The sequence below is a fragment of the Pseudorhodoferax sp. LjRoot39 genome (genome assembly GCF_964253035.1).
In the GTDB taxonomy this organism is placed as follows: Bacteria; Pseudomonadota; Gammaproteobacteria; order Burkholderiales; family Burkholderiaceae_C; genus Pseudorhodoferax.
In genome coordinates this window covers 175449-196590 of sequence record NZ_CAXUQL020000002.1, presented here as the reverse complement: position 1 = coordinate 196590, position 21142 = coordinate 175449, and the positions used below count along the sequence as shown (strand labels likewise).

The following is a 21142-nucleotide window of genomic DNA, read 5'->3' as shown; positions in this document are numbered from 1 at the left end:
CCATGAGCCTGGACAGTTACCTCGAGATCTTCACGACGATGTACGGCTGGGCCTTCGCCAACATCATCGGAGAGATCCTGACCGGGACCGGCCTGACCGCCCTGCCCTTCGGCCTGATCGTGTTCAAGGTCTGGCGCGACGCCAAGGAGTCGGGCATGGTCGGCGGTGTGGAGTCGGTCATCAGCGCCGCGCTGACGCGGCTGCTGATCGCCCTCTTCGTGTACATCACGTGCTTCGCCGTGACGCCGTTCACGTCGCTGGTCAGCGTGGACCTGCGCTACACGCCTCCCGCTTCTTCGGAGAACCCCACACCGGAAACGGCCTCGATGAACTCGGGCACGGGGTCGAGCTACGACACCGCGCTTCGCGACGGGATCGACGGCAGCATGAGCTCCTCCGGTGGTCTGCACTACGTTCCGGCATGGTGGTTCACCGTGATGTCGATCAGCTCGGGGATCAGCAGCGGCGTGCGCAGCGGCTTGAGCAACGCCGTCTCCGAAGTCCGCATGGTCGAGGACATGGCGCGCACTGCGACGATCGAAGATCCGCAGCTTCTGCACAGCATCCAGCGCTTCTACAGCGAATGCTTCGTCCCCGCGCGCAGCCGCTTCCTACAGATGGACCGCTCGACCCTCAGCGCGGCAGGCCTGGCCATCCTGGCGAGTGAGGACTACGGTCCGACCGACGTCGACTGGATCGGCAGCCAGCTGTTCCGAACGGAAGCCGGCTTCTATGCGTCGATGCGCTCCTACAACCCAGTCCCTGGCTTCGCCGTGGACATGGCGCGCGACACGGACTACATCGCGGGCGGCACGCCCGGTACACCCGAGGCCGACTACGTCAACCCCGAATGGGGTCGCCCGACCTGCCTGGAGTGGTGGATGGACGGCACGAACGGCGTGCGCAACGGGATGATCAACCACGCCTCGATCTGGCAGCGCATGCACGCGGGTGCGACGGCTGCGATGAACTGGAGCAGCGCCGACAAGGCCGCGGATGCCATTGCGATGGTGGCCCAGCAGAAGGCCAACCCGCAGTTCGTCGATGCCTCGCGCATCATGGGCAACGACTACGACGCGATGACCAGCATGGTGCGCGGCATTGGAGCGGCGGTCAGCACGTTCGGCGTGGGCAAGAAGCTGCTGGACGCAACCATCGAGTTCGTGCCCATGGTCACTGCGCTGCCCATGGTCCAGTCCATGATCCTGATGGGGCTGTACATGTTCCTGCCGCTGATCGTGCTGCTGAGCGGCTACGACCTGAAGGTGATGCTGCTGGGCGGCCTGGCCATCTTCACCGTCAAGTTCTGGGCGGTGATGTGGTACGTCGCGCAGTGGGTGGACGCGCGGATCATCCAGGCGATGTACCCGGGCATGCAGGGCAACATGTTCTGGGCGGAACTCAAGGAGATGGTGACGCTCGGCGAAGCACAGGGCTACAAGCGGATGATCCTGAACCTGGTCCTGATGGCCATGTTCATCGGCCTGCCGCTGCTCTGGAGCGGAATGATGGCCTGGATCGGCTACAGCATGGGAGTCGGCCTTGACAACGTGTCCAGAGGCCAAATGTCGGCCGCATCGGGCGGAACCGGCCAGTCCTCGGCGAGAACTGGTGGAAAGGCTCTCGCCTCGATGCGGAGAAAGTAGCCTAGCGCTTCAGATGAAGCCGTTGTGAAGCCGCTCAATGTCGTCCTGCGGGACCATATGCGGCGTGTCGTACTCGTCGTACATCAGGCCAGCTCTCGAATTGACGGAGTTGAAGATGTCTTCGTCTTCGCCGGCCTCATCCGCATCTTTGCGACCAAGGCCTGCAATCGCAAATGGAACAGCGACCAGCCCAAGTCCGGCGTGCTTGAGGAGAGTGCCTCCAACCCGTAGTCCGAACTTCACGCTCTCGCGCGCGAGCCGTTGTGCATAGGGGGTGTGGCTGGTCTTGCTGGTCATGGCGGATTTGTTCTTGTGGCAGTTGACACCTCGTTTGTACAGGACAGAGCGAAGCGGCTCCAGCACTGATACAGGGTGTCACGTCCGCGGTCTTCGAGCGGCCGGCTCTCCCGGCCAGGAAAGCACGCAGTGGAGAGGCCTGGGATCCCTCCCGTGCGCGCCTTGGCGCGTTCAACATCCTTCGCGGCCACCAGCAGCAAAGAGAACGGCTGTCAAGCGTTTACCGCCGTGAACGTGCCCACAGTTGATGGCTGCACCTCGCCGCGGCGGCCTCTAGAGTTCTGTCAACAGGAGGTCCTATGCGGGCCAGCAAACCTCGGAACAACATCATGCGAACCATCCAACAGCTTCCACGGCAGATCGCGCTCGCGGTCGGCTTGGCAACCGCGACTGCTGCCATGTCGCAGGCGCTGACGACCCGTCAGGTCGACGCCCTGCGTGCGACGATCACGGCGAACAGCCAAGGCAAGGTCCCCATCGATGCGATCACCAGCACCCCTGTCCCTGGGCTGTACCAGGTGACCTCGGACGGCGAGATCTTCTACGTCGACGCGACAGGCCGCTACACCTTCGTTGGCGGCTCGATGGTGGACATGCAGACCCGACAGGACCTCACGGCCAACGAGCTGGACCGGCTGCATGCCATTCCGTTCGATCGCCTGCCATTGCAGTACGCCCTCAAGGAGGTGAAGGGCAACGGAGCGCGCGAGATGGCTCTCTTCGAAGACCCGAACTGCCCCAACTGTCGGGTGTTCACCAAATTCGTGGACCAGCTGGAGGATGTCACCATCTACCGCTTCATGTACCCGGTCATTGCCCCGGCGTCGGAGGTGCTCGCACGGGCGGCTTGGTGCTCGCAGGACCCCGCGGCCGCCTGGCACAACATCATGAACGGCGCCCGCCCACAGGCAATGGGCACGGCCTGCGACGCCTCAGGCCTGGCCGAGATTCTGAAATTCGGCGAGCGCCATCGGATCAACAACACCCCGACTGTGGTGCTGGCCAGCGGCAAGCGCCTGGTTGGCGCCACGCCGCCCGAGCAGTTCATGCAGGAACTGGACCTGGGTGGCCGCCCTGCCAAGTGACGCTCCGCGCATCGACAGAACAGCTATGCAAACCAAAGCCCTTTCCGGCACCCTGGCCGCGGCAGCTGTCGCCACGCTGCTGGCATCTACTACCAGCTCCGCGCACGCCCAGGGCGCGCTGACCTGGACCACCATGCGCGAGGCAGCCTTCAACTCCCCTCGCGACCAGGCCACCGCGACTGCGACCGCCGAAGACCATGCTGTGCTTCAAAAGCTCTGGGCCAAGGAGCTGGCGGGCGCTGGAACGATGGGCAACGGCGAGCCATTCCCCAGCGCCGTTCTGGTCGGCAACGTGGAGGTCGCGCCGAGCACCCAGCTGATGTTCTCCATCTACAGCAGGGCCGGCTACGAGGCTTGCCGGGAAGCTGCGAACGGCGCCAAGCAGGTCTACAGCCACTGGGTGTGTCCCATGCGTGTGGTGAGGCTCACGAATGGACAGCCGTCCGTGCGCGACTTCTCGGGCTACTGCATGGTGTGGGGCGACGACCAGGACGCGCCCCGTTCGGCTAACCACGTTGAGTACGCTTACGACGCGCGCAAGCCGACGCTGCATCTACGCACGCTGGAGCACGGCAAGGTGGTGTCGCGCTGCTCGCGCTCGTTGCGCCTCGACTAGAGGGATGCGCGCATGCTTGCGAACGCCATGCGAATGAGCGCGCGCCAATGGCTTCTCGCCGCAGTTTTTCTGCCGGTTGTGGCCTGGGCCGTGGTGGTGACGGCCGAGCAGATCGCAGCTGCGGTGCGCGCGTCGCCAACCGCCAGCCAGTGGCTGCGCGACAACGCGGCCGCTGTCGCCAACCTGGCCGTGCGTGTCGAAAGCAGCGGAGAGACCACTGCCTACAACGGCTCGTGCTGCTACGGCGTGCTGCAGATGAACCGGACCAACATACGGGCGTACACCTCGCTGACGCCCGAACAGTACCGTACGGCGGATCTGCAGACGCAGATCAATGCCTGGGTGCGGCTGACCGATGATGCTCTGCGGGCGGCAGCACCAAGTGCTCTCACCGGAATGGCGACCTTCGATGGCCGCGTGGTGGATGGCAACCTGGTCCTCGCGTGCGTGCAGCTGGGCATCGGCAACTGCCAGACCATGCTTGACAGTGGCCGGTGCAATGGGTTCGCTGATCGAAATGGCACGACCATCTGCTCGATGGCGGACCGTCTCGCAGGCACGACGACCCCTACTACCCCAGGAACGGGGGGCGGGACCACGCCAGGAACCGGGGCAGGTACGGGCACGGCGATTTCGGTCTACACGCCGCCATGCGTGCGCGACGGCGCCGGCAACTGCCTGTCCATCACCGCTGCGCTCGAACAAGGATTCGAGCAGGGTTCTGGCACGACGATGAGCAACGTGAAGAGCACCATCTACGCCATCGTGGCCGCGCTCGTGCTGATGGTGATGATGGCGAGCACTGCTGGCTTGTGGAAGCAGTACGCGAGAGGTCGAATGCCCACGGTGAACCTCATCCTCAACGTCAAGTCGGTGTTGATGGTGGTCATGCTGGCTCTGGCGATCTTGACTTTCATCTGATCGGGGCTGCGTTCCAGACAGTCGGTGGTCAGTGAAAATCCCGCGACGTCGTTGAAAGCTCGCCCAGCATGGAAGACAGATCCTCGAGCTCCTGGGCAATGAGGTTCGCGACGCCGCCCTTGCGTTGCCACCGCCCATAGACCGCGAGCAGCTTCGAGCGCAGCATCTCGGCGCGCTGCTTCTCCTTGAGCGATGGCCAGATGATGACCTGGACGTCGCCGGTCTCGTCCTCAAGAGAAACGAAGACGACCCCTTTGGCCGTCTCGGGCGCCTGCCGCACAGTGACGATGCCTGCATACCGGACCCAGCCGCCGTTGGGCACACGCTTCAGGTCGACTGCCCGCGACAGCTTCAGCTTGGTCAACGCTGGTCGCAGCAACAGCAGCGGGTGGCTGCGCAAGGTCAGGCCGACCGTGTTGTAGTCGTGCACGACCTCCTCTCCCTCCCGCGCCTCCGGCAGCTCGAGGAATTCTTCGTCGACCGCGGCATCGTGCAACAACTTGGGCGGCCGCCTCAGTGCCGAGGCTTGCCAAACCTGCTGCCGTCGATGGCCGGCCAAGCTCATCAGCGCATCGGCGCCGGCCAGCAGTTGCATCTCGTGTTGTTCTAGGCCTGCCCGGCGTGCGAAGTCCTCCGGATCATCGAATTGAACCGCCCCGGAATTCGCGGAGGCCCGTTGGCTTGAGTCAGGCCGACATGGCCTGCTGCTCAAGAGTTCGATAGTAGTTGGCCTCGAACTCGGCCGGTGGCACGTACCCGATGGGTTCGAGCAGGCGCTGGTGGTTGAACCAGGCCACCCATTGCAGCGTCGCCAGCTCTACCGATTCCTTGGTCTTCCACGCACTGCGCCGATGGATGACTTCGGCCTTGTACAGCCCATTGATGGTCTCGGCCAGCGCGTTGTCGTAGGAGTCGCCCTTGCTGCCCACGGAGGGCTCGATGCCGGCCTCGGCAAGCCGTTCGGTGTAGCGGATGCTGACGTACTGCGATCCGCGGTCGGAGTGGCACACAAGGGCATCTTCGCGCTGCGGACGACGGTCGTACAGCGCCTGCTCCAGTGCGCCCAACACGAAGTCCGTCCGCATGGAGCTGCTCGTGCGCCAGCCCACGATGCGCCGCGCAAACACGTCCACGACGAAGGCCACGTACAGCCAGCCTTGCCAGGTGGACACGTACGTGAAGTCCGACACCCAAAGCTGGTTGGGCCGCTGCGCGTTGAACTGGCGATTGACCCGGTCCAGCGGGCAAGGCGCTTTGGCGTCGCTGATCGTGGTGCGTGCGGCCTTGCCACGCATCACGCCGCGCAGACCCATGTGGCGCATGAGTCGTTCCACGGTGCAGCGGGCCACCGTGACGCCCTCGCGCTGCAACTGGTGCCAGACCTTGTCGGCGCCGTAGACCCGCAGGTTCGATTGCCACACGCGCTCGATCTGCGGCATCAGCACCGCATCGCGTTTCGCGCGGGCGCACAGCAGCTCGGGGTGGCGCTGGCGGGCCGCATGGCGCCGGTACGCCGACGGGGCGACCTGCAGTGCCCTGCAGATCGGCTCGACCCCGTGCGCGGCGCGATGCGCGTCGATGAACGCCTTCACGACTTCAGCCGGCGGTCGAGCTCCGCCTGGGCGAAAAACGCGCTGGCCAGCTTCAGGATCTCGTTGGCCTTGCGCAGCTCGCGGTTCTCCCTTTCAAGCTCCTTCATGCGCTGCGTCTGCGTCGTGGTCACGCCCTCGCGCTGGCCCGTGTCACGCTCTTGTTGGCGCACCCAGTTCAGCAGCGTCTGCGGCGTGCTGCCGATCTTGCCGGCAATCGACACCACCGCCGCCCACTGCGACTCGTACTCACCGCGGTGCTCGAACACCATGCGCACGGCGCGCTCGCGTACCTCGGGCGAAAACTTCACTGACTTCCTCATGGCTCCATCCTCTCAAAAGTTGGAGCCTCCTCAAAATACGGGGCGGTTCAAATGGCTGCTCTTTGCGGGCCTGGACCATGCGCTTCGCCGAGGTCTCCTTCAACCCGCTGATGAGGCGCAAACCCAGCCGCACGGCCGGGGCGTCGGGAAGATCCTTAGCACACAGTCCCAGTCGCTGCGCATGACGTCCACGGCGCGCACTTCAACGCGATGCCGCTGCGCGTCCTGCACGAGCTGCGATGGCAAGTAGAAGCCGAGCGGCTGCGAATTGAGCATCGCGGCCAGGAACTCTGCAGGGTGGTGACATTTCAGCCAACAGCTCGCGTAAACGATCAGCGCGAACGAGGCCGCGTGCGATTCGGGAAAGCCGTACTCGCTGAAACCCTTTATCTGTTCAAAAATCTGATGAGCGAACGACGCTTCGTAACCGCGGTCGGTCATGCCTGTGACGATCTTCTCGTAATACTGCTGGAGCCCGCCCTTGCGCCGCCACGCTGCCATCGAACGGCGCAACGCATCGGCCTCGCCAGGCGTAAAGCCCGCGGCCAAAACGGCCACCTGCATGACCTGTTCCTGAAAAATGGGCACACCGAGCGTGCGACCCAAGGCCTCCTTGAGCGCTTCGCTCGGAAACGAGACCGGCTCCCTGCCCTCCCTTCGCGCGAGGTAGGGATGGACCATGTTTCCCTGGATCGGCCCTGGGCGAACGATGGCGACCTCGATCACCAGGTCGTAAAAGCACTTCGGCCGCAAACGCGGCAGCATGGACCGCTGCGCGCGCGATTCGACCTGGAAGGTGCCCACGGTGTCCGCGCGCGAGATCATTCGGTAGGTCGCCGGGTCTTCCGCGGGGATGTCCTGCATCGAGAACGCGAAGCCCTTGCGCTGGCCGACGAACTCCAGCGCGCGCCGGATGCCAGACAGCATGCCGAGCCCGAGGATGTCGACCTTGAGAAGGCCCAGCGCGTCGATGTCGTCCTTGTCCCACTGCACCAGCGTCCTGTCCGGCATCGCGGCGTTCTCGATGGGCACGATGCGCTTCAAAGGGCCATTCGTCAGCACCATGCCCCCGGGGTGCTGCGACATGTGCCTGGGCATGCCGATGAGCTGCGACGTCAGCTGCATCAGCTGCTGCACGGCGAGCTCGTTCATGTCCAGCCCGGACTCGCTGACCCGCTGCGCCATCACCTCGGCGCCGTCCCACCACGCCAGATTGTCGGCGAGGGCTTGGAGGCTACGAAGCTCAATGCCAAGTGCGCGGCCCACGTCCCTGAACGCCATCTTGGCGCGGTACTTGATGACCACCGCGGTTAAGGCTGCCCGGTCCCGGCTGTACTTGTTGTAGACGTACTGCAGGACTTCTTCGCGCCGTTGGTGCTCGAAGTCGATGTCGATGTCCGGCGGTTCGTTGCGCTCTCGGCTGATAAATCTCTCGAAGAGAACGGACATGCGGGCCGGGTCGACTTCAGTCACGCCGATGCAATAGCAGACGACGCTGTTGGCTGCGCTGCCCCGACCCTGGCACAGGATGCCTTGGGACTGGGCATAGCGAACGACGTCCGCCACGGTCAAAAAGTAGTGCTCATAGCCAAGGTCCGCGATGAGCTCAAGCTCGTGCTCGATCTGCGCCTGCACCTTGGCAGGAATGCCCTGCGGCCAACGGCGCCCGGCGCCCTCGTACGCGAGCCGCCGCAGGTAGCTGCTGGGCGTCTCTCCTTCGGGCACGACCTCGTCGGGGTATTGGTAGCGCAGCTCATCCAAGGAGAACGTGCAGCGCGCAGCGATGTTGAGCGTCTCTGCGAGCAGGTCGTCATCGAAGCGTTGGGCGAGCTGCACGCGCGTGCGCATGTGCTGCTCGGCATTGAGTTCCAGGTCCAGGCCGCATTCGGTGAGGGGCCGGCCTACGCGCGTGGCGGTCATCACGTCGTGCAGAGGCTTGCGGGACCGGACATGCATGCGCACGTCGCCGCTGGCCACGAGCGGGATCGCGGTCAGCCTGCTGACTTCGCGCATGCGGTGCATCCACATCTCATCGTCGAGCACGCGGTACGCTTCGACCGCAAGCCAGCACCGCCCAATGAAATTCGACAGCAGCCAGCGCGCGATCGTCTCCAACTGAGCATCCGTAGAGTTCCGATCCGGCGAGACCAGGATCACGCAATCCTGCAGCGCGTCGGGGTCGATCGCGTCCAGTCGCAAGTGATAAGAGCCCTTCTCCGAACTCCTTCGCAAGGCCGTGATGAACGCGCACAGATCCCCGTAGCCCTTCAGATTGCAGGCCAGGACGATGAACGTGAAAGGCGCGTCGCAGTCGACCGCGAACTGGCTGCCGTGGATGATCTGCAGGCCCCGCTCCTTGGCTTCGACGTGCGCGCGTACGGCTCCAGCCATGGAGCACTCGTCGCACACAGCGAGCGCGCTGTAGCCCAGCTTTTGCGCGCGCTCGACGAGCTCCTCTGGCCAACTTGCGCTCTTCAGGAAGCTGAAGTTGGACATGCACCGCAGCTCGGCATAGCCGGGAATGCCGGTGCGCTGGTCGGTGCTCACGAGAACGACCCGTGCAGGTACCAGGCTGCTGCATCGCCGCCGAGATGCTCGTGGAAGACCCACAGGAAGCCGGCCCGAGGGCTGCGCGCGACCCAGTAGTCGCGCACGACCGTGGCCGTGGTCTCGGCGTCCACGTCCTTGATGCGATGCCACCAGCCGCCTTCGATGCGGTGCGGGCCGACCCGCAGCTGCAGGACACCCTGGTACATCGGCTGGTCGCCACGCATGGCCAGGCGCAGCGGTGTCGGCAGGATGAAGTTGGGCTGCGGAAACCGGCTGCGCCGCGCCCTCTTCTTCGGCAAGGGCAGCGGAGCTGGCTGCCAGTGCGTCTGCCACTCCAGGCGATGGTCTTCCACGAGCACGGGCCGCCGAACCTTGTCCGGACCCAAGCGTGCCGCAACGCGCTCCAGCACCAAGGTCATCGACTCGCCCGACTGGGCGGCATCAGGAAGCAGGGACTTGCTGAGCTCCTCCAGGGGATGGACGTCCAAGGCTTCCAGCTCGATGTCGCCCGCCGGCGCGGCCAGCTTGGTCTTGGCCAGGTTTTCCGCCAGCAGTCGGCACAAATGCTCCGGGTCCCGCATCGCCGAGGCCGTGCGAATGGTCAGCTCGCCACCCTCCCCTGCCCCTCGCGGGCGCATGGCGTCGTGCATCCATCGCAAGACGAAGGCGCTGGTGCCCGAGTGCCTGGCCGCGAGCCAACCGCACAGCTGGATGACGAGCCGGCGCGCACCGAACAGCAGCGCGGGAGCGGTGTCCACGCGCGACATCAGTTCCTGCCGCGCGCGAAAGGTCTCCGGCAGCACTTCCCAGACATGGGCTTCTGGCCTGAGCCCGTAGGCCTGGTCCATCGCCAGCAACAAGCTCTTGTCGAAGCGGCGGCTGATGCCGCCACGCGGCAAGGCGCGCACATCGCCGAGGATGCGGCAACCCAGCTGCGTCAGCGTGGTCAGGTGCGGCCGCACGGCTGCGATCACATCCATCGGCAGCGCATCGAGCATGGCCGTCACCGGACCACGTACGCCGTTCTCTTTGCCGGCGCGTGCGAAAGCGATCGCGCCCAAGCTGGTAGGCGCCCAGGCGACCTGGCGTGCGTCCAGTTCGGCAGCCTGTCCAACGATACGGTCGCGCAGCGCGCGGCGGCCGCCGTGCAGACGCACGCTCCCCTCCACCTCGAGCACCACTGCGTCTTCAACGATGGCCACGCGCGGCGAGAACTGAAGCGCCCATGTCGAAAGTCCGCGCAGCTGCTCATCCGATGGCGGCGTGCTGGGGTCGGAGCGCAACAACAGGGCTGCCCACAAGCTCATGGGGGGCCTCGCGACGAGCAGGAGATGTCGAACGCCGCATGCGCGGCGTCAGCACGGAGGCCAGGCCTCCGGGGATGGATGGCAGCACCAGGGGCTGCTCGTGCGGCGGCCCGCGACGCTTGAGGATGCGCACGGAGAGGTCCCAGTCGTCTCCCGGCTCGGCGTGGACGCGCAGCGGCGCCGCGGACGCTTCATGTCGTGCAGCCTCGGGGCGGCAGAGAAACACCGGCCCTTCACACGCGAGCGCGCACACCTGCAGCCGCCGTAGCTGGTCCGATCGGACTTTCGGCAGCCAGGCGATTACGGCCCCGGCCGCGTTCGACTTGATGAGCTGCTCGGTGGTCCACAGCCGCTCTGCGGGAGCATCGGCTTCGATCCAGATGAATTGGCGCTCGTCCAGGCCCATGTGCTGCAGGCCAGGCAAGTGCGGGTGTCGGGGCGGGCCGATGACCACGACCTGGCCGCCAACCTGAACGACTTGGCTCAGCGCAGGCGTGAGAAGCCGCCACTCGCTGACGGACGGCTGCGCCGCAAGGACTTCGGTGACCGAACGGCGCGGCCAGCCGCCACCCGGCAGCTCCGCATCCAGCGCCGTCCATCCCGACGCCACGGTCTCAACGACTTGGTGGCCGAGCTCATCGCCACGCCAGATCGCTTCTGCGACGTGCCGTGCGAGCTGCAGCGGCCCACAGCCATCGTTGGCGGTGCGTGGAACGTTGAAGGCAGGAACGGCGGCCATGATCTAGAATAACTGTACATCAATACAGTATCACGATCAGAAGGCTGTGTCTGTCGGCGGCGTTGAATTCGATGCCGCAAGCCAGCCGACGTCATCCGCAAAGATGCAGAACGACCTGTTTGCCGACGAGGACGTCGGCGCGATCCCCGGCCTTCGGTACCAGCCCGACTTCCTGTCACGGACGGAAGAAGCCCAGCTGCTCGAAGTGATCGGGACGCTGCCGCTGCACCCTGCGAAGTACAAGGAATACCTCGCGCGTCGCCAGGTCATGAGCTTTGGCGGCAGCTACGATTTCGAGACGAACACGCTGCGGCCGCACCTGCCCTGGACCAGCGCCTGGTGCCGCTGCGTGACCGTGTGGCTACGTGGCTGGGCGTGTCACCGCAGAAGTTGGTGCAAGTCCTCGTGGCCGAGTACGCGCCGGGAACGCCGCTGGGCTGGCATCGCGATGTGCCCGACTTCGAGGTCGTTGCCGGCGTCTCGCTCGGCAACGATGCCGTGCTGCGGTTCCGCCCCTTTCCGCCCGATGAAATAGCCAAGCGCCATGCCGTGCAGCTGACCGTTGCGCCGCGCTCGATCTACAAGATGGAGGGAGCAGCGCGGTGGGGCTGGCAGCACTGCGTGCCGCCTGTGAAGGGCCGCCGCTGGTCCATCACTTTCCGCACGCCTGTGGCTGCCATGTCGTGATCCCAATGCACAGCAGCTGCTGTGCCGCTGTCCATCCTGCAGCGGGCCTCGGCATCGCCGCTGGCACATGCGGCGGCAGGTCGCGCGCTGACCTGGCGCGCCGCCTGAGAAAATGCCGCTCTGCACCAAACTGTTTTGCGATGACGACTCTGAATGAACTGAAGACTGAACTGGCCAGGGTCGACCAGCTCCTGCACACGACCTGGCTGCAGGAACGAGAGAACGCCAGGAGGCGCATTGCCGAGCTGGCGGTCGAGTTTCAGGTGAGCCCGGCCACCGTGCTGCGTGATGTCGAATCGGCGCTACACAAGGCGGAGCCTGCTCCGGCAGTCCTCCGAGCGCCGAACGTCGACTTGCCGCTACGCACGCAGGGGACGCCGCGGCACATCGAGACGAAGTACCGCAACGCCGCGACCGGCGAGGCCTGGACAGGCCGAGGCCCCCGTCCGCGTTGGCTGCGTGAGGCCTTGACGGCCGGTGCCCATCTTGACGACTTTCTTGTGCAAGACGCGGCAGGTCGAGATCAAGGCGATCCTCTGCGAGAGTTTCAGGACGTCGCCCGTCGGGCCCACCTGGCCGAGAAGGCGTAGCCGCGCGACTGCAGAGCGCGTGCGCGTCTGCTAGGACGTGCGCCCGGCCGGGGGCACAACCGCATGCGTGTAGTACGGACGCACACGCCTGTCGAGGATCGCATCCTGCGCGTCAACCTCTTGGCGTGATGGCCGCAGCCAGGCGTCCAGATCTTCGGGCTGGATGGGGCAGATGCACCGGTCGTGGCCCACGGCAGCGATTTCCGGCGGCGGATCTTCGGTGATGATCGCGAACGACACCAGATCGGGCTGACCGGGCCTGGACCAGCGAGACCACACGCAGGCCGCCAGCATGTCCTGCGGCTGGTCGGGCCGGAACTCCAGCTGCACCGTGCCTGGCGCTTCCGTTGGGGGGCGGTTCTCAAGCCGGTACCGCGGCACATGCTCATAGAAGGCGCTCAGGATGACCACGCCGTGGTGCGTGCAGTACAGATCGCGCCAGAAGCCCTTCAAGCTGTCCCTGCGCGCGTTGTTCTGGAACCTGGATTCCGTTAGGAACGATGTTAGTCTCATAGAGACGAGCAGCGGTGGGGGTCCGGGGGAGGGACGAGTGGCAAAAAGGACTGTGGATAACTTGGCGCTCACGCGGTGGCGTGAGCTCGATGCGGCTGCTGTTCTGCAATCGATCTCAGAATACGCCAAGCAGGATGCGGCGTTCCAGCCTCGCAAGAACATCGCCACCACACGCTGGCACGCGAGCGTTGGCGGGATCGACTTTGAACTCCTGTGCACGGGAGCGCAATTCCTCGACACCCATTCCAACCACGGCGGCGGCGGTGCTGTCGACCTTGTGATGCACCTGATGCGTGTCGGCTTCAAGGACGCGGCGGCCATCCTGCAGGCCAAGGGGCTCTGATGCGGCTGCTGTCCTCGACCGCTGACCTCGTGATCAGCGGCGTGCCCTACGAAGGCTTGCCGATTCTGCTGTGGGACAACATGGAGCGCTGCGCGGAAGCGAATGAGTTCTTGCGCTCCTACTTGTTGCGCGGCTCGATCGGCTCATCCAAGTCGTGGGAGCCCACAGGCCGAGCGTTGTACGACTTTTTCAGCTTCCTTCAGGCGCACGAGCTGCAGTGGACCGACGTGGACCGTGGCGAGGAGAAGACGCTGCTCGCGGCATACCGCGACTACAGCCTCAACACCGCCGGCCTTGGGCGAACCACGGTCCGTACCCGTCTTCGATACCTGTGCGCGTTCTACGCCTTCGCGCAGCAGCGCGGCTGGATTGCTCAGTTGCCGTTCGCGTACGAAGCACGCCAGGCGATGCGCTCTGGAAGCTATCTGGCGCATGTCGATGCGACTGGCGGACGCAGCGATGGACCCGATGTGCTCCCCCGCGTCCAGAAGACCCTGCCGAAGTACCTCACGCTGTCAGAGATCGCCTCGCTTCTGTCGGCGGCGGCGAACCCTCACCATCGCATGATGCTGCGCTTGGCCCTCGGGTCGGGCCTGCGCAAGCATGAACTCGCAACGTTCCCTCGTGCCTACGTGTTCGACCCCGACCTTGCAGGAAACAGGAAGCGAAACATTGCCATCGACCTGGACCCCGGGGATGGCAATGGCATGCAGACCAAAGGAAGCAACTCCCGGCGGATCCTGATCGGCCGGCGGCTCATGAGGGATCTGAACCACTACGCTGTGCACCTGCGCGGCATGCGTTCCTCGCTGAGCTCGACGCCTCAGAAGGCGTTGTTTCTGAACCAAGCAGGCGAGCCTTTCGCGGCAGATGGCAAGAGCCTCGACCGCATCGTCCGCGACATCGGCGCGAAGGCCGGGCTGCGCGCATGGACACACCTGCTGCGCCACACGTACGCGACGCAGATGCTCAGCTCGCTCCAGCGAAGCCGCGACCAGCACCGCATGGAGCCGCTGGTGTTCCTGCAGCATCAGCTCGGGCACGCGTCGATAGAGACGACGATGAAGTATCTGCATGTCGTCAAGGAACTCGCGGACGAGGCGGTGCTGAGCTACGACGACGAACTGAACAACCTGGCGGATGGCCTCGATGGGTAAGCGAAAGGTGTTCGTCAAGACGGACTTGACGGTTCCCCAGGTGGAGCATGTCCGGGCTCCTGACGGCGTCGTCGAAGTCGACGCCGCAGCGTTGCCCCCCGCCGTTTCGCGGGTGGATTTCGCGCGGAATCCATCGGACAGCCGAGGCTTCGACTTTGCGCGATGGTACGGCTGCGGCATCGACCCGATCACCTACGCGTGCCAGAGACAGATCGAGCGGTTCGTGGCTAAACAGGATGCGGACCTCCAAGTCGCCACGATCGTTGGCTATTGCGTGGGCGGGCTGACGTCATTCCTGAACCACATGACCTTGCAAGCCAGCGCTGCGCTCCGCACCTTGGTTCTCCGCGACATCGATCGGGACATGATCGACAGCTATCTCCTCTTCCTGCGTGACCAGGGGTGGGCGATGGACTCCCAGCGGACCTGCTACAGCTACGCGAAGTCCGTGCTGCTCGCGTTGGGTCGGCGGAGCCTTGTGCACGTGGTCGAACGAGGCGACAAAGCGACGTTTCCGAGGAATCCCTTTCCTGGCTCCACGCGCGATGGCAAGGGCGCGCGGCCACTGTCGGTTGCCGAGAAGAAGGCGTTCACCCTGGCCGTGAGATCTGCGGTTCGCCCGCTTCTCGAATGCGACGACGAACCGAACTCCTATCTCGCGGGCTGCGCATTGTTGGTGGTCGCCCTCCATACCGGCCGAAACACCACGCCGCTGCTGGAGCTGGACACGCAATGCTTGCGCGCCCACCCCAAAGAAGGCATCGAGTTCTTGGTCGTCTACAAGCGCCGCGGCCACAACACGTCCCACGTTGCACTTCGCGCGTCCAGCCCTCTGCGGCGTGTCGTTGAATCGACGCCCACGCTGCGGGCGACAGTCGCGCAGCTGCTGCGCCGATACATCACGCTCACTGCCACCTTGCGACAGGAGGCCCCGGAGGATCTTCGTGGTCGCGTGTGGTTGTACCGGCGACGCAGGGACAACGAGCAGCGAGGCTCGGCTCTGACAAGCAACATGCTGGAAGAGGCTATCAAACGGCTGGTCAGGGACTACGACCTGCGCGGCGACGATGGGTTGCCCATGCAGGTCAACATCAGCCGTCTCCGCAAGACCTTTGTCAATCGCATCGTCGAGATCTTGGACGGCGATGTCGCAGCGACCGCGGCCGCTGCTGGCAATACGCCCCCGGTGACCATGCGCAACTACCTGCGGGCGAGCGACGAGGCCCAGCAGAACTGGCGGTTCCTGGGTCAGGTCCTGGTGCAGGAGCTTCTGACCAACACGCTTGGCGCCACAGAGAAGACACCCGTGGGCCAATGCTCCGACAGCCAGGGTGGCGAGTACGCGCCCAAGCGCGATGGGGAGTTCTGCCAACGTTTCCTGAACTGCCTGCGGTGCCGCAACTACGTGGTCACGGGCGACGATCTGTGGCGGCTCTTCTCGTTCTACTTCCGCGTGCTTCGCGAGCGACCTCGGGTGAACAAACGTCGCTGGCGGCTACAGCTTGCGCACATCCCGCGCCTCATCGATCGGGATGTGGTCCAGGCGGGTCTGGATCGTAAGCTGTTCAAGCGCGAACAGGTGGACAGCGCCCGTCAACGGGCCCGTCGGGATCCGCATCCGTTCTGGGCTGGTCCCAGCATCATCGACGCATTGCACTCGCTAGGATGACAGTGGAAGCCGTACTTGCACCGTTGCCGGCCCTGGCGGCCGATTCCATCGTCCCCAACGAGATCAGCACCCGGGTCATCTCCACCCGCAAGGTCGACGGGCACATCGTCGTGCTCAGTCGCTATGGCGACGCCATGTGGTTGCTACCTGGTCGGCCGACGAACGCGACGCCCTCGGACAACTACGCTGACTTTGGAACTGTCGCTGAGCGGTGGAGGCCGACCATGAAGGCGATCCTCTGGCGCTACATGCAGCGCGGTCGAGAGGGCAAGAAGAAGCCGGGAGCGCGTGGTGTGCTGAAGCTCCTGGGTGACGCTAGGCCGTTCCTTGCCCATCTCGACAAGCTCGGGATCACGCGCCTGCGCGATGTAACGCCCTTTGCGTGCTCGTTGTATGTAGAGGTCTGTCGCGCGCACCGGCTTGCCGACAACCAGAAGCGACGGGGACAGGCCCTAAAGCCTGCCTCTTTGGTGCATCGATTGGCGGTCGTGGAGGCGTTGCACGAGCTGAGTCAGCACACCGGCGACACGATGCCGATGCATCCGTGGCCAGGCACATCCGCAACGCACTTGTCCGGGATCAGCCGAGCCGGTATCGCCGCTCCAGCCGGGCAGACACCACTGATGCCTGACGATGTCTTCACCAGCTTGTTCCAGCATGCTTGGCGGTGGGTAGAGACGGCTGCCGAGATCCTTGACGTGCGCGACGAGCTGTTGATGCTTCGTGACGCTGCTGAAGGCAGGTCACGAGCCGAATACTTCTTCGTGCGCAGCCGGGGGTGGGCAGACCAGTTCGAGTTCAACAAGGCGGTTCTCACCCTTCGCACGGCGTGCTACATCGTCGTGGCAAGCCTCTCGGGGTGTCGGAACCATGAGCTCGCGTTCGTGCAGCGCGGCGCCTGCTACTGCACTGAGGCATTCATCGGAAACGGGGAGACGGACACGTTCTGGTGGATGCGCTCGCAGTCGACCAAGACCGGTGAGGGGCGCACGGAGTGGATGGTCCCGCACGCCGCCGTGACAGCCCTTGCAGTGATGGAGCGTTGGTCGGCACCCTTTCGCAGGGCCATCGAGTCAGAGATCGCAGAGCGTCGCCAGGCCAATCCGCTAGACCCGGAGATTGCAGAAGCGCAGGAGCACATCGATGCCGTTTTCCTGGGCATGGCGCCCGGCAACGAGAACCAGGTGCGGACAATCTCGCTTCAGGGCATGAACATGTCCCTGAAGACGTTCGCCAAGGACTGCGGCATCGATTGGGACCTCGCGAGCCATCACTTCCGGCGCAAGTTCGCGAACTACGCTGCGCGCAGCCAGTTTGGCGACCTTCGATATCTGCGTGCGCACTTCAAGCACTGGTCGATGGACATGACACTGGGGTATGCGCTCAACGCGTCCCAAGAGCTAGCCCTGTACGCGGAGATCGAGCTTGAACTGGACGGCATCAAGGAAGATGTGGTGGCTTCCTGGGTCAAGCCGGGTACGCCCCTGGCTGGCGGCTACGGACGGAACATCGTGGCCTGGCGCGGCTTGCACGCCGTGACCATCTTCAAGGACCACAAACAGATGGTTCGTTCCTTGGCTGAGAGCACGGCGATCCGCAGCAACGGCCACGCATGGTGCACGGCCGAGGACAACAGGTGCGTCGGCAACGAGCTGGAGCGCACGCGCTGCTCTGACTGCGATAACGGTGTCATCGGGCCGGAGCATGAACCCGTGTATCGAGGTCTTCACGACCACCTGCAGGAGGTGCTGGACTGCGACGACATTGGACGGGGTGGGCAGCGACTCGTTCAACGGGACATGCAGCGGTGCCAGGAGGTTCTAGACGATCTTGCGCGTGGGTGTTCCGAGGGGGCGGCCGCATGACGTCCGATCGCAAACCAGCGGACAAGCGCGAGAAGGAGCTTCGCCTTGCGATCGTGCGCATCCAGCGGGGTCGCGCAACCAGAACCCAATCCACGAAGCTGACCATCTCGTCGGTGGCCGAGGAAGTGGGCGTCTCCCCCGCGCTGATCTACAACCACTACCCCCAGATCGCTGAGGCCATCCGGACAGCGCAAGGGCGTGACAGCCGAACCCAGCGCGACGCGAAACAGTCGGCGTTGCTGGCCGAACGCGCCAAGGCACGTGCGCTACGCGAAGAGGTCGCCGGCCTCAAGCTGGACGTGCGGCGGCTTGCCTCGATCAACGAGACGCTGGCGGCCGAGAACGCCTCTCTGCGAGCTCAGGTCGCGTCGCCGAACGTGCAGCAGTTGGACACTCGGCGCGCGGGCAAAGAGCCGCGATAGGCGCGGCGGATACCTCGGCGACGCCACAGTCGAACGGCCCACCGTCGCCCTGAGGAAGTGCTGTCAGTTGTGCCGCCGTGGATAATTATTCAACAATCGTTGTATAGTTCATTCATGCAAGAAGCCGATGCCGTCCGCTCCCTCGCCGCCCTCGCGCAAGCCCTGCGCCTGCGCCTGTTCCGCGCCCTGGTTGTCGCAGGCCCTGAGGGCCTGACCCCGGGCGCCCTGGCCGAGCATCTGGACGTGGCCGGCAACACGCTCTCGTTCCACCTCAAGGAGCTGACGCATGCCGGCCTGGTGACGCAGGAGCGGCAGGGCCGCAACCTGATCTATCGGGCCTCGTTCACCACGATGAACGAGCTGCTGGCCTACCTCACCGAGAACTGCTGCGAGGGCGCAGCGTGCTCGACCACCGATGCGGCAGCTTCCTGCCGTTGTTGAAAGGCTCCCCATGAAGCGCTTCCACGTTCACCTGCACGTCACCGACCTGCACCAGAGCATCGCCTTCTATTCCAAGCTGTTCGCGGCCGAGCCCGCGCGCATCGAGGGCGACTATGCGAAATGGATGCTGGAAGACCCGCGCCTGAACTTCGCCATCTCCACGCGCGGCGCTGCGCCAGGCGTGGACCACCTGGGCTTTCAGGTGGACGAGGCGGCCGAGCTGGCCGACCTCAAGGACCGCGCCAAAGCGGCCGACCTGGCGCTGCTCGATGAGGGGCAGACCACGTGCTGCTACGCCCGCAGCGACAAGCACTGGATCACCGACCCGCAGGGCGTGCCGTGGGAGCACTTCCAGACGCTGGGCAACGTGCCGGTGTTCGGCAAGCCGGCCCCGGCCAAGGCCGCTGCAGCGGCGTGCTGTGCTCCTGCGGCCGTGCCGGCATCCACATCCTGCTGCGGCCCTGCCAAGGCCTGCTGCTGACCGATTCCCCCTGTCCCCAACCACTCCCCATGACCTCGACCACCAAGCCGCTGAACGTCCTGTTCCTGTGCACCCACAACTCGGCCCGCAGCATCCTGGCCGAAGCCCTGCTGAACGGCATGGCCGGCGACCGCTTCCGCGCCTTCTCGGCCGGCAGCAGCCCGCGCGACAAACAGCAGCCCAACCCGCTCGCGCTGGAGGCGCTGCAACGGGTTGGCATCTCCACCGAAGGCCTGCGCAGCAAGAGCTGGGACGAGTTCGCCAAGCCCGACGCGCCGCACATGGACCTCATCATCACCGTGTGCGACAACGCGGCCGGCGAGGTGTGCCCGATCTGGCCGGGCCACCCCGCCACTGCGCATTGGGGCTACGCCGATCCCTCGGAGGTGGAGGGCAATGCCGAAGAGAAGCAGGCCGCGTTCCGCAAGACGCTGCACGCCATCCGGCAGCGCGTCGAGCTGTTCATCAACCTGCCCGCCGCCGCCATCGACAAGCTCTCGATCCAGCAGTCCGCACGCGACCTGGCCAAGCGCTGACCGCGCGCGGCTGACCCCTCCTGCGGCCCTGCCGGGCCGCGTTCCCCGCCCCCTCCAAACAAGGCCCCCGCCATGCTCGCGGCCATCCTGATTTTTCTGTTCACGCTGGTGCTGGTCATCTGGCAACCCCGAGGCCTGGGCATCGGCTGGAGCGCATCGCTCGGCGCCGCGCTGGCCCTGGTCTTCGGCGTCGTGCACCTGGCCGACATCGCCGTGGTGTGGGGCATCGTCTGGAACGCGACGGCCACATTCGTGGCGGTCATCATCATCAGCCTGCTGCTGGACGAAGCCGGCTTCTTCGAGTGGGCCGCGCTGCATGTGGCCCGCTGGGGCGGCGGCAACGGCCGCCGGCTGTTCGCTTTCATCGTGCTGCTGGGCGCGGCCGTGGCGGCCCTGTTCGCCAACGACGGTGCCGCGCTGATCCTCACGCCCATCGTCATGGCGATGCTGGTCGCGCTGGGCTTCTCGCCGGCCGCGACCCTGGCGTTTGTCATGGCCGCAGGCTTCATCGCCGACACGGCCAGCCTGCCGCTGATCGTGTCCAACCTGGTCAACATCGTGTCGGCCGACTTCTTCGGCATCGGCTTCAACCAGTACGCGGCCGTGATGGTGCCGGTCAACATCGCCGCCGTGCTGGCCAGCCTGCTGGTGCTGCTGCTGTACTTCGGCCGGGGCGTGCCGGCGCGTTACGACCTGGGCCAGCTCAAGACGCCGGCCCAGGCGATCCGCGACCCGGCCACCTTCCGCGCCGGCTGGGTGGTGCTGGTCCTGCTGCTGGTCGGCTTCTTCGGCCTGGAGCCGCTGGGCGTGCCGGTCAGCGCGGTCGCGGCCGTGGCCGCCGTGGTGCTGCTGGCCGTGGCGGCCCGCGGCCACGTCATCAGCACGCGCAAGGTGCTGCACGGCGCGCCCTGGCAGATCGTGGTCTTCTCGCTGGGCATGTACCTGGTGGTCTACGGCCTGCGCAACGCCGGCCTGACAGACCGCATCGCCGCGCTGCTCGATGTGTTCGCGCAGGGTGGCATCTGGGGTGCGGCCATCGGCACGGGCGTGCTGACGGCATTGCTGTCCTCGGTCATGAACAACATGCCCACGGTGCTCATCGGCGCGCTGTCCATTGACGCATCGCAGGCCAGCGGCGTGGTGAAGGAGGCCATGGTCTACGCCAACGTGATCGGCTGCGACCTCGGTCCCAAGATCACGCCGATTGGCAGCCTGGCCACGCTGCTGTGGCTGCACGTGCTCCAGAAGAAGGGGACCACCATCTCCTGGGGCTACTACTTCCGCGTGGGCATCGTGCTCACGCTGCCTGTGCTGCTGGTGACGCTGGCGGCCCTCGCCCTGCGCTTGAGCCTGGCCTGAACGTCC

21 protein-coding genes, 1 pseudogene and 1 other annotated feature are annotated in these 21142 nt (G+C 65.3%); of the genes and pseudogenes, 15 read left to right on the top strand and 7 right to left on the bottom strand.

The window, feature by feature from the left end; all coding sequences use genetic code 11:
* The first annotated feature begins 2 nt into the window (after positions 1-2).
* Positions 3-1646: a conjugal transfer protein TraG N-terminal domain-containing protein gene (locus tag ACSQ4M_RS36045; RefSeq protein WP_436194311.1), complete on the top strand. Its 1644-nt coding sequence runs from the start codon at positions 3-5 to the stop codon at positions 1644-1646.
* A gap of 9 nt (positions 1647-1655) precedes the next feature.
* Here ACSQ4M_RS36045 and ACSQ4M_RS36040 read toward each other — a convergent pair whose 3' ends face one another.
* Positions 1656-1943 carry a hypothetical protein gene (locus ACSQ4M_RS36040; RefSeq protein WP_436194310.1) on the bottom strand — a complete coding sequence of 96 codons (288 nt, stop codon included), beginning with the start codon at positions 1941-1943 and terminating at the stop codon, positions 1656-1658.
* A gap of 329 nt (positions 1944-2272) precedes the next feature.
* On the opposite strand from ACSQ4M_RS36040, the gene ACSQ4M_RS36035 reads away from it, so the two are divergent.
* Genes ACSQ4M_RS36035 through ACSQ4M_RS36025 form a run of 3 tightly spaced genes read left to right on the top strand, consistent with a single transcriptional unit; the run spans position 2273 to position 4565 of the window.
* Positions 2273-3028 carry a DsbC family protein gene (locus ACSQ4M_RS36035; RefSeq protein WP_436194309.1) on the top strand — a complete coding sequence of 252 codons (756 nt, stop codon included), beginning with the start codon at positions 2273-2275 and terminating at the stop codon, positions 3026-3028.
* Positions 3029-3053: 25 nt separating this feature from the next.
* Positions 3054-3644: a hypothetical protein gene (locus ACSQ4M_RS36030; RefSeq protein ID WP_436194308.1), complete on the top strand. Its 591-nt coding sequence runs from the start codon at positions 3054-3056 to the stop codon at positions 3642-3644.
* A gap of 12 nt (positions 3645-3656) precedes the next feature.
* Positions 3657-4565, top strand: coding sequence for a hypothetical protein (locus ACSQ4M_RS36025; RefSeq protein ID WP_436194307.1), 909 nt, complete (start codon positions 3657-3659; stop codon positions 4563-4565).
* 28 nt (positions 4566-4593) lie between these two features.
* Here the strand turns inward: ACSQ4M_RS36025 and ACSQ4M_RS36020 are convergent, their stop codons facing one another.
* The 5 genes and pseudogenes from ACSQ4M_RS36020 to imuA form a co-directional block, all read right to left on the bottom strand.
* Complete coding sequence (locus ACSQ4M_RS36020) at positions 4594-5160, bottom strand: OB-fold nucleic acid binding domain-containing protein (RefSeq protein WP_436194306.1); 567 nt, start codon at positions 5158-5160, stop codon at positions 4594-4596.
* Positions 5161-5251: 91 nt separating this feature from the next.
* Positions 5252-6477 (bottom strand): IS3 family transposase gene (locus ACSQ4M_RS36015; RefSeq protein ID WP_157086564.1). Its coding sequence is split into 2 segments (ribosomal slippage): positions 5252-6189 and positions 6189-6477, totalling 1227 coding nucleotides; the frame shifts between segments, so codons are not numbered across the junction.
* Positions 6083-6199, bottom strand: a sequence feature (AL1L pseudoknot). (Overlaps the previous gene by 117 nt.)
* Positions 6478-6523: 46 nt before the next feature.
* A pseudogene (locus tag ACSQ4M_RS36010) lies at positions 6524-8973 on the bottom strand (error-prone DNA polymerase); the annotation flags it as partial.
* A 47-nt stretch (positions 8974-9020) separates the two neighbouring features.
* Complete coding sequence (locus ACSQ4M_RS36005; protein ID WP_436194305.1) at positions 9021-10334, bottom strand: Y-family DNA polymerase; 1314 nt, start codon at positions 10332-10334, stop codon at positions 9021-9023.
* Positions 10276-11073: a translesion DNA synthesis-associated protein ImuA gene (gene imuA, locus ACSQ4M_RS36000; protein ID WP_436194304.1), complete on the bottom strand. Its 798-nt coding sequence runs from the start codon at positions 11071-11073 to the stop codon at positions 10276-10278. Before imuA ends, ACSQ4M_RS36005 begins: the two co-directional genes overlap by 59 nt.
* 339 nt (positions 11074-11412) lie before the next feature.
* Here imuA and ACSQ4M_RS35995 point away from each other — a divergent pair, with 339 nt between their 5' ends.
* Both ACSQ4M_RS35995 and ACSQ4M_RS35990 read left to right on the top strand, forming a co-directional pair.
* The gene (locus ACSQ4M_RS35995; RefSeq protein WP_436194303.1) at positions 11413-11760 is read left to right on the top strand and encodes an alpha-ketoglutarate-dependent dioxygenase AlkB; all 348 of its coding nucleotides are present in this window, start codon (positions 11413-11415) and stop codon (positions 11758-11760) included.
* A gap of 140 nt (positions 11761-11900) precedes the next feature.
* Positions 11901-12350, top strand: coding sequence for an H-NS histone family protein (locus ACSQ4M_RS35990; protein ID WP_436194302.1), 450 nt, complete (start codon positions 11901-11903; stop codon positions 12348-12350).
* 30 nt (positions 12351-12380) lie between these two features.
* Here the strand turns inward: ACSQ4M_RS35990 and ACSQ4M_RS35985 are convergent, their stop codons facing one another.
* Positions 12381-12863: an SOS response-associated peptidase family protein gene (locus tag ACSQ4M_RS35985; RefSeq protein WP_436194301.1), complete on the bottom strand. Its 483-nt coding sequence runs from the start codon at positions 12861-12863 to the stop codon at positions 12381-12383.
* 61 nt (positions 12864-12924) lie between these two features.
* Between ACSQ4M_RS35985 and ACSQ4M_RS35980 the strand changes: the two genes are divergently transcribed.
* The 9 genes from ACSQ4M_RS35980 to ACSQ4M_RS35940 all read left to right on the top strand — a co-directional run bounded on the left by ACSQ4M_RS35980 (position 12925) and on the right by ACSQ4M_RS35940 (position 21136).
* Positions 12925-13206 carry a hypothetical protein gene (locus ACSQ4M_RS35980; protein WP_436194300.1) on the top strand — a complete coding sequence of 94 codons (282 nt, stop codon included), beginning with the start codon at positions 12925-12927 and terminating at the stop codon, positions 13204-13206.
* Entirely contained in the window at positions 13206-14363 is a 1158-nt protein-coding gene (locus ACSQ4M_RS35975) for a tyrosine-type recombinase/integrase (protein ID WP_436194299.1), read from the top strand. Before ACSQ4M_RS35980 ends, ACSQ4M_RS35975 begins: the two co-directional genes overlap by 1 nt.
* Positions 14356-16032, top strand: a complete 1677-nt coding sequence (locus ACSQ4M_RS35970; protein WP_436194298.1) for a hypothetical protein — start codon at positions 14356-14358, stop codon at positions 16030-16032. Before ACSQ4M_RS35975 ends, ACSQ4M_RS35970 begins: the two co-directional genes overlap by 8 nt.
* Positions 16029-17897 (top strand): hypothetical protein, encoded by a 1869-nt coding sequence (locus tag ACSQ4M_RS35965; RefSeq protein ID WP_436194297.1) that lies wholly within the window; start codon positions 16029-16031, stop codon positions 17895-17897. The genes ACSQ4M_RS35970 and ACSQ4M_RS35965 overlap by 4 nt, the downstream gene beginning before the upstream one ends.
* Complete coding sequence (locus tag ACSQ4M_RS35960; protein ID WP_436194296.1) at positions 17894-18319, top strand: TetR family transcriptional regulator; 426 nt, start codon at positions 17894-17896, stop codon at positions 18317-18319. The genes ACSQ4M_RS35965 and ACSQ4M_RS35960 overlap by 4 nt, the downstream gene beginning before the upstream one ends.
* 114 nt (positions 18320-18433) lie before the next feature.
* Positions 18434-18760, top strand: coding sequence for an ArsR/SmtB family transcription factor (locus ACSQ4M_RS35955; RefSeq protein ID WP_436194295.1), 327 nt, complete (start codon positions 18434-18436; stop codon positions 18758-18760).
* A gap of 10 nt (positions 18761-18770) precedes the next feature.
* Complete coding sequence (locus ACSQ4M_RS35950; RefSeq protein WP_436194294.1) at positions 18771-19241, top strand: ArsI/CadI family heavy metal resistance metalloenzyme; 471 nt, start codon at positions 18771-18773, stop codon at positions 19239-19241.
* Positions 19242-19270: 29 nt separating this feature from the next.
* A complete protein-coding gene (locus tag ACSQ4M_RS35945) occupies positions 19271-19777 on the top strand; it encodes an arsenate reductase ArsC (RefSeq protein WP_436194293.1) in 507 nt (168 codons plus the stop codon).
* Between the two features lie 72 nt (positions 19778-19849).
* The gene (locus tag ACSQ4M_RS35940) at positions 19850-21136 is read left to right on the top strand and encodes an arsenic transporter (RefSeq protein WP_436194292.1); all 1287 of its coding nucleotides are present in this window, start codon (positions 19850-19852) and stop codon (positions 21134-21136) included.
* The last annotated feature ends 6 nt before the right edge of the window (positions 21137-21142 follow it).